This is a genomic window from Rhizobium sp. BK661, assembly GCF_024808825.1.
In the GTDB taxonomy this organism is placed as follows: Bacteria; Pseudomonadota; Alphaproteobacteria; order Rhizobiales; family Rhizobiaceae; genus Rhizobium.
In genome coordinates, this window is the sequence record NZ_JANTYT010000003.1 from 190127 (window position 1) to 201481 (window position 11355).

The 11355-nt window shown below is 60.8% G+C and carries 13 protein-coding genes; 10 read left to right on the forward strand and 3 right to left on the reverse strand.

The genetic code is table 11. From position 1 onward, the window contains the following. Positions 1-121 precede the first annotated feature (121 nt). Genes FHX16_RS09730 through FHX16_RS09745 form a run of 4 tightly spaced genes read left to right on the forward strand, consistent with a single transcriptional unit; the run spans position 122 to position 3790 of the window. A complete protein-coding gene (locus FHX16_RS09730) occupies positions 122-742 on the forward strand; it encodes a TetR/AcrR family transcriptional regulator (RefSeq protein ID WP_183861710.1) in 621 nt (206 codons plus the stop codon). Next, positions 739-1704 carry an HlyD family secretion protein gene (locus FHX16_RS09735; RefSeq protein WP_183861712.1) on the forward strand — a complete coding sequence of 322 codons (966 nt, stop codon included), beginning with the start codon at positions 739-741 and terminating at the stop codon, positions 1702-1704. Before FHX16_RS09730 ends, FHX16_RS09735 begins: the two co-directional genes overlap by 4 nt. Beyond that, positions 1701-2651 (forward strand): ABC transporter ATP-binding protein, encoded by a 951-nt coding sequence (locus FHX16_RS09740; protein ID WP_183861714.1) that lies wholly within the window; start codon positions 1701-1703, stop codon positions 2649-2651. The genes FHX16_RS09735 and FHX16_RS09740 overlap by 4 nt, the downstream gene beginning before the upstream one ends. Then, positions 2648-3790: an ABC transporter permease gene (locus FHX16_RS09745; RefSeq protein ID WP_183861717.1), complete on the forward strand. Its 1143-nt coding sequence runs from the start codon at positions 2648-2650 to the stop codon at positions 3788-3790. Before FHX16_RS09740 ends, FHX16_RS09745 begins: the two co-directional genes overlap by 4 nt. Positions 3791-3833: 43 nt before the next feature. Here FHX16_RS09745 and FHX16_RS09750 read toward each other — a convergent pair whose 3' ends face one another. Then, positions 3834-4466: a PQQ-binding-like beta-propeller repeat protein gene (locus FHX16_RS09750; protein ID WP_183861719.1), complete on the reverse strand. Its 633-nt coding sequence runs from the start codon at positions 4464-4466 to the stop codon at positions 3834-3836. Between the two features lie 9 nt (positions 4467-4475). Then, positions 4476-5696 (reverse strand): helix-turn-helix domain-containing protein, encoded by a 1221-nt coding sequence (locus tag FHX16_RS09755; RefSeq protein WP_183861721.1) that lies wholly within the window; start codon positions 5694-5696, stop codon positions 4476-4478. A 122-nt stretch (positions 5697-5818) separates the two neighbouring features. On the opposite strand from FHX16_RS09755, the gene FHX16_RS09760 reads away from it, so the two are divergent. From FHX16_RS09760 to FHX16_RS09770, 3 genes are all read left to right on the forward strand, one after another. Further along, the gene (locus tag FHX16_RS09760; RefSeq protein WP_183861722.1) at positions 5819-6616 is read left to right on the forward strand and encodes a thioredoxin family protein; all 798 of its coding nucleotides are present in this window, start codon (positions 5819-5821) and stop codon (positions 6614-6616) included. Positions 6617-6621: 5 nt separating this feature from the next. Continuing rightward, positions 6622-6903, forward strand: a complete 282-nt coding sequence (locus FHX16_RS09765) for a hypothetical protein (protein ID WP_183755489.1) — start codon at positions 6622-6624, stop codon at positions 6901-6903. A 124-nt stretch (positions 6904-7027) separates the two neighbouring features. Next, the gene (locus FHX16_RS09770) at positions 7028-7906 is read left to right on the forward strand and encodes an aldo/keto reductase (RefSeq protein ID WP_183861724.1); all 879 of its coding nucleotides are present in this window, start codon (positions 7028-7030) and stop codon (positions 7904-7906) included. A 29-nt stretch (positions 7907-7935) separates the two neighbouring features. Here the strand turns inward: FHX16_RS09770 and FHX16_RS09775 are convergent, their stop codons facing one another. Then, positions 7936-8820, reverse strand: coding sequence for a LysR family transcriptional regulator (locus tag FHX16_RS09775; RefSeq protein WP_183861727.1), 885 nt, complete (start codon positions 8818-8820; stop codon positions 7936-7938). Between the two features lie 97 nt (positions 8821-8917). Between FHX16_RS09775 and FHX16_RS09780 the strand changes: the two genes are divergently transcribed. The 3 genes from FHX16_RS09780 (at position 8918) to FHX16_RS09790 (ending at position 11283) form a co-directional block, all read left to right on the forward strand. Further along, positions 8918-9664: a sulfite exporter TauE/SafE family protein gene (locus tag FHX16_RS09780; protein WP_183861729.1), complete on the forward strand. Its 747-nt coding sequence runs from the start codon at positions 8918-8920 to the stop codon at positions 9662-9664. A 162-nt stretch (positions 9665-9826) separates the two neighbouring features. Continuing rightward, positions 9827-10576 carry an inorganic triphosphatase gene (locus FHX16_RS09785; RefSeq protein ID WP_259127359.1) on the forward strand — a complete coding sequence of 250 codons (750 nt, stop codon included), beginning with the start codon at positions 9827-9829 and terminating at the stop codon, positions 10574-10576. Beyond that, the gene (locus tag FHX16_RS09790; protein WP_259127362.1) at positions 10492-11283 is read left to right on the forward strand and encodes a CHAD domain-containing protein; all 792 of its coding nucleotides are present in this window, start codon (positions 10492-10494) and stop codon (positions 11281-11283) included. The genes FHX16_RS09785 and FHX16_RS09790 overlap by 85 nt, the downstream gene beginning before the upstream one ends. The last annotated feature ends 72 nt before the right edge of the window (positions 11284-11355 follow it).

Genomic DNA, 11355 nt, shown 5'->3' on the forward strand with positions numbered 1-11355 from the left:
CATATCCTGTTCCTTCTGGTTTCGAAACTGCGAGCAGATGCGCTCCGTCGGACAACCGTTGCAAACAGCCACCCATTGTGTTAATGACTGTCCAGTCAGTCATATTGAAGGCTAAGAATGAATGCCAGAGAAAAAACGCGAGAGACGAGACCCTGAGCTACGTCGGGCCGAGATCCTGAAGGCTGCCCTTGCCTGTTTTGCAGAACGCGGGTTCGCAGCAACACGCATGGAGGATGTCGCTGCGCGGGCCGGCATCGCCAAGGGTACGGTCTACCTGCACTTCCCCGACAAGGAGCGGCTGTTTATCGAGCTTGTGTCCGGCATCGCCTCACCAATCCTTGGCGAGGTCGGCGGCATGATCCAGAACGAGACGATCCCGGCGCGCACCGTGGTCTCCATGTTCTATTCCCTCTTCAAGCGCGAAGTCCTCGAGACCGAGCGTCGCCACATGCTGCGGCTGATCCTCGCCGAAGGCCCGATGTTTCCTGTTGTAACCGAGTTCTACCATCGCGAAATCATCACCAAGGGTCTCGCGATCCTGCGCGTCGTGCTTGGACGCGCTGCAGCTCGCGGTGAATTGCGCAATCCTGCAGTCGCAGAAGTGCCGCAACTGGTCATGGCTCCCGCCTTGATGACGGTCGTTTGGGCAACGCTTTTTGAGGGGTACGAGCACCTCGACGCGCAGAAACTTCTCGACACGTTCCTCAACACGATCTTCGTGCCGGAAGGAGGCGCGAAATGAAACGGCTCCTTATTGTCGCGATCGTGGCCGCTGCGGCGCTCGCCACCCTGCCTCTTCTGTTCTCCGACAAGTCGCAGCGCGCCTACCAGGGCTGGGTCGAGGCCGACACGCTGTTCATTGGCGCCGACACGAGCGGTCGCGTGGTCAAGCTCGATGTCGCCGAAGGCCAGGCAATTGCTCCCGGCGAACCGCTCTTCAGCCTGGATTCTCAAACCGAGGAGGCCGCTGTTGGCTCGGCACGCGCGTCGCTTGCCCGGCTGCAGGCCGAACTCGAACTCGCCGAGGCGGCCCAGAAGCGCCCGGAGGAGATGGACATGCTGCGCGCCAGCGAACGCGAGGCAGTCGCACGGCTGGCGCTTGCGTCGCAGGACCTCGACCGCACCCGCGTTCTGGTCGAACGTGGTACGGCGACACAGGCCCGTCTCGATACCGCAACGGCCACCGAGGCTGCCAACCGTGCCGCTCTCGATAATGTCCGCAGCCAAATCACGCTTGGCAACATGCCTGCCCGCGTCGAGATGCTGCGCCAAGCGCGGCAGGCCGTTGCCGCGGCGAAAGCGGACCTCGCGTCAGCAGAAGCCGCGCTCGCCCGCCGTTTCGTCTCGGCTCCAGCAGTCGGCAGTATCGAGACCATCTATTACCGCGCCGGCGAGGTTGTCCCTGCCGGCCGGCCGATCGTCGCGCTCCTGCCGCCCGAGAACGTCCGTATTCGCTTCTTCGTGCCCGAGACCGAGATCGCGCTGTTCTCGCTGGATCAATCGATCCGCGTCGCCTGCAATGCCTGCCAGCCAACCGATGCGAAGATCAGCTTCATCTCAAAGACTGTCGAATATACGCCGCCGGTCATCTATAGTCTCGAGGAGCGCGCCAAACTCGTCTACCGCGTCGAGGCGATCCCCGCCGATGCAAAGGCACTGCGCCCCGGCCAGCCGGTGGATGTCACTGCGGGAGCCCGCCCATGAGCGACACGGCACCGGCCGTCGACAGTCCTGAGACTGTGATCGATGTCCATCATCTCACCAAGACTTTCGGCAGCCGCAAGGTCGTCGACGACGTATCGATGTCGGTAAAAAAGGGCCGGATTCACGGCTTTCTCGGACCGAACGGTTCCGGCAAGACGACGACGATCCGCATGCTTTGCGGCCTGCTGACGCCAGACAGCGGTGACGGCACTTGCCTTGGCTTCGACATCCTCACCGAGAGCGACCGCATCCGTCGCCGCGTCGGCTACATGACGCAGAAATTTTCGCTCTACCAGGATCTCTCGATCCGGGAGAACCTTGAGTTCGTCGCCCGCGTCTACGGCCTTGCCGATGCTCGCGGCAAAGCCACTGCTGCGATTGAACGTTTGGGCCTGAAGGGCCGCGAGGGGCAGCTTGCTGGAGAGCTCTCCGGTGGCTGGAAGCAGCGGCTCGCGCTGGGCGCCTGCATCCTACCTGAACCGGCATTGCTTCTCCTCGACGAGCCTACGGCAGGCGTCGATCCCAAGGCGCGCCGTGACTTCTGGAATGAGATTCACGCGCTTGCCGCCGAAGGCCTCTCCGTCCTGGTGTCCACCCACTACATGGACGAGGCAGAGCGTTGCCATGAGATCGCCTATATCGCCTATGGCAAATTGCTTGCGCAGGGAACGGTGGACGAGGTGATCGCCGGCACCGGGCTCGTCACCTGGACTGTTTCGGGAACGGACGTGCACCGCCTTCAATCAGAACTCGAGAACCAGCCAGGCGTCGACATGATCGCCCCGTTCGGGACGAGCTTGCATGTTGCCGGCCGGGACCCACAGGCGCTCGAAAATGCAATCGCGCCCTATCGGGAACGGCCCGATCTCAAGTGGCAAAAGGGCGAAGCGACGCTGGAGGATGCCTTCATCGACCTGATGCGCCGCTCCGAGGACAATTTCCAATGACAACGACGAACGGCCACGGCATCTCATTCGGGCGCTTCTGGGCGATGACCATCAAGGAATTCATCCAGATGACCCGCGACCGCATAACGCTGGCAACGATGGTTGCCTTGCCGATCATGCAGCTGTTCCTATTTGGCTTTGCCATCAACACGACGCCGCACAACCTGCCGACCGCAGTGCTGATGCGCGAAAACACCGATGTCGGCCGGTCGATTTTGGCGGCCCTTGCGAACACCGATTTCTTCGAGATCCGTTCCGTCGTAACCCGAGCCGAAGACATGGATTCGCTTCTGGAATCCGGCAAGGTGCTGTTCGTCGTGGAGATTCCCGAGGGATTCGAACGCTCACTTCGCCGCGGTGATACGCCTTCACTGCTGGTCGCCGCCGATGCGACCGATCCCGTCGCGTCAAGCTCGGCTTTGGGTGCGCTTTCAGGCATCGTGACGTCGGCGCTTGTGAACGACCGGCAGGTCGAGTTCACCGAGCCGACCAAGCCCGCGTTTTCCATCGTCCAGCACCGTCGCTACAATCCAGCCGGTTCATCCACCCTGAACATCGTGCCTGGCCTGCTTGGTACCATCCTAACCATGACATTGCTGATTTTCACGGCCCTCTCGGTTACCCGGGAAGTGGAACGCGGCACGATGGAGAACCTGCTTTCGATGCCGATCAAGCCGCTCGAAATCATGCTGGGCAAGATCACGCCCTATGTGCTGATCGGCCTTGTCCAGTCGCTGCTGATCATCACCGCCGGTCTGCTCGTTTTCGGAGTGCCAATTCTCGGCAATCCTGCTTCGCTGGCAGCCGCGACCACGCTTTTCGTCATCACCAATCTCTCGATCGGCTACACCTTCTCGACGATCGCGGCCAATCAGCTGCAGGCCATGCAGATGGCGATGATGTTCTTCCTGCCGAATATTCTGTTGTCTGGCTTCATGTTCCCGTTCGCCGGGATGCCGAAATGGGCGCAATGGATCGGTGAGGCCCTGCCCCTCACCCACTACATCCGCATCGTCAGGGCGATCATGCTGAAGGGCGCCAGTATCGAAACGCTTGCTTATGACACCATCGCCCTCGCCTGCCTGATGGGTGTGGCCATGCTCATCGCCGTCCGCCGCTTCCGCCGGACCTTGGACTAGGAGTCGAGTGAAGTCCCGACCAACCAGGCGCGATCTACACCAATTACCGGGGCCGGCGAACGGCCCGGACTTTGCCGCTGTTACCACCGCCGCAAAACAGGCGATCACCGCCATCGGATTCCAGCCCAGACACCGTAAGGCCGGGCGGCATATCGAGGCGTTCCAGCACGCGCCCGCTCTTGGGTTCAAGGCGCCTGATATCGCTCTCATCGCCTTCCCAAGTGGCGTGCCAGAGTTCGCCATCCACCCAGGTCACGCCGGTCACGAACCGGTTGGACTCGATGCTGCGAAGAACCGCACCGGTCTCCGGATCGACCTGATGGATCTTTCGGCCGCGGTAGTCTCCAACCCAGAGCGTTCCTTCGGCCCAGGCGAGCCCGGAATCACCGCCGTTCGCCGGTGCCGGGATCGTGGTGAGCACCGCGCCGGTTTTCGGATCGATCTTCTGGATGCGATCCTCGGCAATCTGAAACAGGTAGCGTCCATCAAAGGCAGTCCCTGCATGAGCCGCCACGTCGATCGTTTGCACCAGCTCACCGGCATCGGGGTCGAAGGCATTGAGCCTGTCGCCGGACGCAAACCACACATGTCGCCCGTCATAGGTGACGCCGCCCACCTGGTTCACATCCGCAAAGGGACCATATTCGCGAAGGATTTCAGCTTTGGAGTGTTTCATGGGCCTATCCTAGTCGTTGGGCAGTGGACCTGGGAGTAACAAAGTTGACGGGAATCCAGGCAGGGACGGGATCGTCCATCGACGTGCCGGTCCGCGTCCGAAGGATTGTACCTTGCCTTTTTCCGACAAGGTATCGAGTGCCCGCTGCACGGTGCGAGGGCTGGCACCAATGGCAATCGCCAGTGCCGAACTCGACCAGGCCTCGCCATCGGCCAGAAATGCGAGAATCTCACCGTGCTGCTCCTCGACGGGCGGCGCCAGAATAAGCACGTCTTCGCTGTGACGCGGTACAAATGTAAAGCCATCCCTCGTTGCATTGACATCCGCGATGCGATGAAGCTCACCACGCAACCGTCCGATTTCGACGCGCAGCCTGGCGCGATGCGATTCATCGGCTTCCTTTGCCCCGAAGGCTCGAGCAACAAGGGCGTTTCGCGATACGTCTCCCGGCCAACGCTCCGCCAACGCACGCGCCAGTGCGAACAAGACCGGACGCGTCGTCAGCGAAACGAGCGAGTCCCCTTTGCGCACGACGTACCGGCATGCGTCGATCACGAGTGCGTCTGACGTTAGAACCGCCTCCACCTCCTCCAGCAGCAGGAGCCGCTCCTCACCTCGCCCGATCAAACGTGCTGCGGGCGTTTTCAGAACTTGCGATACGCTGTCGACTTCGGCGTGGAGAGCAGGAATTCCCGCCTCGCGCGCAGCATTTTCCGCACGCTGCAGGGCCGCGCGCGCCGCGCCGGTGCGAAGGCGGCGAATGGCAATCCCTCCAACGACCAGTTCGTGGGTGGTCCGCAACGGAGGTGGAAACGGTGTCGGATCGACGCCCGCAAGCAGGTGTTCGGCCTCGTCCAGATGCCCGACCAGGAGCAGTCGCCTTGCTTCGAGATGTCGTGCATGTGCGGCGTTCAATCGGTCGCCATGCGCTTCGAGCACCTCGCGCGCAGCGGTGAGCGTTTTGGCCGGCCAGGTGAGATCACGCGAGACCAGGGCAATTTCCGCCTCGGCGACGACACAGCGCGCTCGCGGAATCGGTTCCCTTGATCCGAACGAACGCGCCGCCGCCTTCAGCAGAATTTTCGCCCTCGCGAGATCGCCGAGCTGTGCCATTGCGATGCCACGAAGCGCGAGCGCCGGCGCATCGTTGCGCAGCGCAACCCTTTTCAAGGCGCCGAGAAGATCGCCGGTCGCGAGCAGCCTCGCCGCAGCGACGATCATCGAGTCCATTGAAATCCCGTCAAACTTGTAACTCCCACCTTCTCCCGCTCCGGCCCTAGTCTGTTCCCGACCAGCAAAGCAGCCGCTCGCGGCGGCGATGCTACGCAACAGACAGCAAAAGGAGAAGTAGGATGACAATGCATAAAACAGGCTCACGCGAAGAATGGCTTGCGGCCCGGCTCGACCTGCTGGGTGAAGAAAAAGAGCTGACGCGACGCAGCGACATGCTGGCACAACGCCGCCAGGAGCTGCCATGGGTACGGATCGACAAGGAATACCGGTTCGAGACCGCCAACGGCAGCGCTTCGCTGGTTGACCTCTTCAAGGGTCGTTCGCAGCTGCTGATCTATCACTTCATGTTCGGCCCCGACTACACCGCCGGATGCCCGTCCTGCTCTTCGATCGCAGATGGCTACAACGGCGTCGTCGTCCATCTCGAAAACCATGACGTGGCCTTCACCGCCGTCTCCCGCGCGCCCTTCCCGAAGCTGCAGGCTTTCAAGCAGCGGATGGGATGGACATTCGACTGGGCTTCCTCGTTCGGCAGCGATTTCAACCTCGACTTCAGCGTCTTGTTCAGCGAACAGCAGCAGCGCGAAGGCGGGATCGAGTATAACTACCGCCGTGAACCACCTGCCCGGGTGCCACTCGAAGGTCAAACCGTGCAGGAATGGAAACTGCGCGGCGCCGAGAGCCCCGTCGCCCAGATCGCCTCGATGACGGGAACCGACGTTGCCACCTACACGCGCGACCGACCCGGCCTCAGTGCTTTCGTTCTTGAGGATGGCGTTGTCTACCACACCTACTCCAGCTACGCGCGCGGGTTGGACGGCATTTGGGGTGTCTATCAGTTGCTCGACCGGGCACCCAGGGGCCGCAATGAGGATGGCATCTGGTGGCGTCGTCACGACGAGTATGGCCGGGGATAACGTTCATGCGTTCCTACGACCAGACGAAGCGCAGCGCACCGATCGAGACTCCGACCGACACGGCAGCAAGCATCGCCGACTGGCTATGCCTGGGCGCTGCGCCCACCTTCGCCATCATGGCGATCGTCACGATGGCGAACAGCGGAGCAGAGATGATCTGCTCCGCCATGCCGGACGCCTTTCCGGTGGACGGCATGACGACCATGTACCTACTGATGTGTGCTTTCCACCTTCCGCCATGGCTGCGCCTCATTTCCGGTCGTTCGGTCGGACCTGAGCACCCCTGACCTCTGCGGCACCGGAGGTGTCGCGAACGGCCGAGATTGCGGGCAAAGCGACTTGTATTGTTGCCTGCCCGCTCCACCTTTAACACCCGAGCAAGCCCCAAACCAGGCAACCGGGAGAAGGTCCGTGCCCGACAGTTCCACGATTTCAGCAGCCGCATCGGGTCAATTTTCGATCGGCAAGATCACCGTCAATCGTCTCGGCTTTGGCGCCATGCGCATCACTGGGGCCGGCATTTGGGGACCGCCGGCAGACAAGGCCGCAGCATTGGCAACTTTGCGTCGCCTGCCGGAGATCGGCGTCAATTTCATAGACACGGCCGATTCCTACGGCCCCGATGTTTCCGAAGAACTCATCCGGGAATCGCTGCATCCTTACAAAGGACTGCTGATCGCGACCAAGGCGGGCCTGACTCGGAAAGGACCGGATATCTGGACGCCGAACGGACGGCCGGACTATCTTATCGAGCGCGCGAAAGGCAGCTTGAAGAAGCTCGGTGTCGACCGGATTGACCTTTGGCAGCTGCACCGCATAGATCCGCGGGTTCCCGCCGGCGAGCAGTTCGGTGCCGTCAAGATGCTTCTTGACCAGGGCGTCATTGCCCATGCGGGCCTCAGCGAAGTTTCTGTCGACGACATAAAGGCAGCCCGCGAGGTATTTCCTGTCGCGACCGTCCAGAACCGCTACAACCTCGTCGATCGCGGTAGCGAAGACGTTCTTGACTACTGCGAACGCGAGGGCATCGGTTTCATTCCATGGTATCCGCTGGCGGCCGGCGAGCTTGCCCGCCCCGGCTCCATCCTCGACAGGTTGGCCAGGAAGTATGATGCGACGCCAAGCCAGCTCGCTCTTGCATGGGTGCTGAAACGCAGCCCTGTAATGTTGCCGATTCCCGGAACCTCGAAGGTGAAACACCTTGAGGAGAACGTTGCGGCTGCGAACATCACTCTCGATGGAGAGGATTTTGCTGCCCTCGACAAAGCTGCTCGCGAATCCGGCTCGTGAACGCGCACACCGGCCACAAACACGCTTTATCAAACATCGACGGCCAGGTGATCAAAGAGGTCTCGTGCTTGGCTCGTCAACCAATCCGGCGACTGGCAGCATAAGACCAGGCGCCGGACGGCCCATGCGTCGGCAATGCGCACCTCCGATAGCGGCAATGATCTCCGAAATCGCTTTGCAGCCGTGCCGGGAATAATGCCTATGCCGGCCCCGCTGGAAGCGAGACGGCATATCCCTTCAAAGCTTCTTACCCGGACACGCATCTTCAGCTTCGCGCCCAATCGTCTGGCATGATCCTCGACGTGGCTTTGCAGCGCGCCGTCCATGAGGCCGATAAAGTCTTCCTCCAGGACTTGGCGGAAGTTGATTTTCTTCTGTTCCGCAAGATGCCACTGTTTGCTCGCAACGACCACCAGCCGGTCCGTGGCGAAATCGCGAACGTGCAGGTCGCCTGTTTCCACGGCATCGGAGAAGATGCCGATTTCAGCGTGCCCGGCCGCAATCGCCCGCGCGATTTCAGCGCTCTGTCGCTCCTTAAGATCGAGATCGATATTGGGATGCTTGACCAACCACGGCGCAAGCTGCGTTGGAAGAAATTCCATGATCGCTGCAGTGTTGGCCAGAACCTGGATTGTCGCCCGCAGTCCCTTTGCGTGCTCGCTCAGTTCACCGCGCATATGCGCCATTTGACGTTCGATCAGCCGCGCGTGATGGGCCAAGGCCTCTCCTGCCGGTGTCGGAGATACGCCTCTGCGTCCGCGCTCCAAGAGCAAGACGCCGCAGACTGCTTCCATCGACCGCAAGCGCTCACTGGCCGCAGGAAGCGACAAGCCGACTTCCGCCGCGCCGCGCGTGATGTTGCCCGCCTCGGCAACCGCGAGAAAGAGGCGAAGATCGGTAAGGTCAAAGCGCATTCTAAAGGATTACACCAAGGCCAGCCTTCGGACCAGCCGAAGTCTGTGTTCCGGCAATCCGCATTGTGCGCGATGATCGATCTGCTATCCGCAACCGATGGAAACGACACTTGCCTCCCTCCCGCTCGTCATCGTGATCTTCCTTGTTGCCGGGGTCGTCAAGGGAATTACGGGCATGGGCTTGCCAACCGTGGCGATGGGCCTGTTGGGGGCACTCGTCTCGCCGCTTGCCGCAGCCGCTTTGTTGGTGGTGCCCTCGCTGATCACGAATATCTGGCAATTGGCGGCAGGACCGAATGTTTTTCCCGCGACACGACGCCTCTGGCCAATGATGGCTGCGATTGCCGTGGCTACGATCGCTAGCAGCGCCTTCATAACCGGCGGGCACAGCAATGGGCCAACCGCCGCGCTCGGCGCGGTGCTCATGCTATACGCGATCTACACTCTCGTCGCCCAGCCGCTTAGCATCCCGGCATGGCAGGAGCGGTGGCTTTCTCCGGCAATCGGCCTCGTGACGGGCCTGGTCACTGGTGCAACAGGCGTCTTCGTCGTCCCAGCGGTCCCCTATCTGCAATCGCTTAATCTATGCCGAGACGATCTCATCCAAGCTCTCGGACTGTCCTTCACCGTCTCGACGATTGCGCTTGCCGGCGGACTTGCTTGGCATGGAGAATACCAGGGGAGCGCCCTGATGATGTCCACAATGGCCGTCGTTCCTGCACTTGCCGGCATGATCGCCGGACAAGCTATCCGCACAAGAATAAATCCTGCCCGTTTCCGAGCGTGGTTCCTCATTGGCCTGTTTCTGCTTGGTCTGGAAATGTTCGCGCGGGCTCTACTGTAGCATGGCAGAGTTCAAAGGCCGTTTTTTCTGTGGGATTAGTTTGCAGTTTCCCCTTGCCCGAGTTTTTTGTCATCAAGGCGTTTTGTCCGGATGGCACCGCTCTATCTCTCGTCAAAGGAATTGCATCCATCGATCATCATGCGACCGAGCGGAGACCGCCATTTGGGAACCGAAACAGAACTGAAGCTTGAGCTGAGTGCCGACGCCGCGGATACACTATTGGGATCCGGCTTGCTCGGCGAGCCAATCTCCGTAGAGCCGCTGACTTCGATTTATTTTGACACACCCGACCACCAGGCATGGCAAGGCGGTTATTCGCTAAGAATTCGCAGTGTCGGCGAAGCGCACATCCAAACGGTAAAGGCGACCGGCCCGAACAATGCGATCTTCGCGCGTTCCGAATGGGAAGCGCCGGTCACCGGCAACACACCCGTGATCGATTATTCGACGCCATTGAAGGCAGAGCTTGATATCGACGCGACCGCCCCCATCCCACAGTTCTCTACATCCGTAAAGCGGCATCGATGGAACGTCGATCAGGATGGAAGCAAAATAGAAGTTGCGCTGGATACGGGCTTTGTCGTCGCCGGCGACCGCCAGACGCAGATACGGGAATTGGAACTGGAGCTGAAGGATGGCAAGCCAAACGCCCTGTTTGTGCTTGCCCGCAGAATCGAGGCGATTGTCCCAATCCATTTCGGTGTCGCCTCAAAAGCAGAGAGAGGCTACCGTCTCCTCGGCGAGCAGACGACCGCGTACAAAGCCGAAGCAGTGCACCTCAATCGCGAGCTGCGAGTGTCCGCGTCGTTCCAGATCGTTGCCGAAGCGTGCCTCCGGCAATTCCGTCTGAACGAGTCAATTCTCCTCGACCGGGCAAACCCGGCGGCGCTTCATCAAGCCGGGTATCCCTGAGGCGGCTGCGGTCCGCCTTCTCACTCTACAAGGCAATCCTGGTTGATGCGGAATCGCGGCGGCTCAAGGACGAGCTGAAATGGCTGACCGGCGTTCTCGGAACGGCGCGCAACATAGATGTCTTGATTGCCAGGGCAGGAAGCAGCGACATCCGCGGCCGGCTGCTTGAGGCCCGCGATAGCGCCTATGACGATGTGCTGAATGCCATCTACAGCTCGCGCGCCAAAGCCCTGATGCTCGACGTTAACGAGTGGCTCCGTTGCGGGGAATATCTCACGTTGTCGGAAACCACGGAGATCCGCAACGGCCCGGTGGTCGATTTCGCGATCGAGACTCTCGACCGTCACCGCAAGAAGTTGAAGAAGCGCGGCAAGTCCCTCGTCGAGGCTGACGACGAGCACCGGCACGAAGCACGCAAGGCGGCGAAGAAGCTCAGATACGCGTGCGAGTTCTTGATCTCATTGTTTACCGGCAAGCAGGCGGAGCGAAGGTACGCCAAGTTCATCAAGTCGATGGAGGAATTGCAGGACGAACTCGGTCTCCTGAACGATATGGCAACGGCCCCGACTGTCGTTCACGAGTTGGAACTGGATTCGCATCCCGACGCCGAATCGCTGGTCGCCGTTGGCAACCGCGAAAAACTGCTGAGCGCCGCACAGTCGTCCCTGGATGACCTGATGGAACGGAAAAGATTCTGGCGCGGATGAAGCAGTACGGCACTGACATGCACCGATTTCGCTGGAGGCTGAAGCGGCTTAGCAACGGTGTCCGAGATTTCC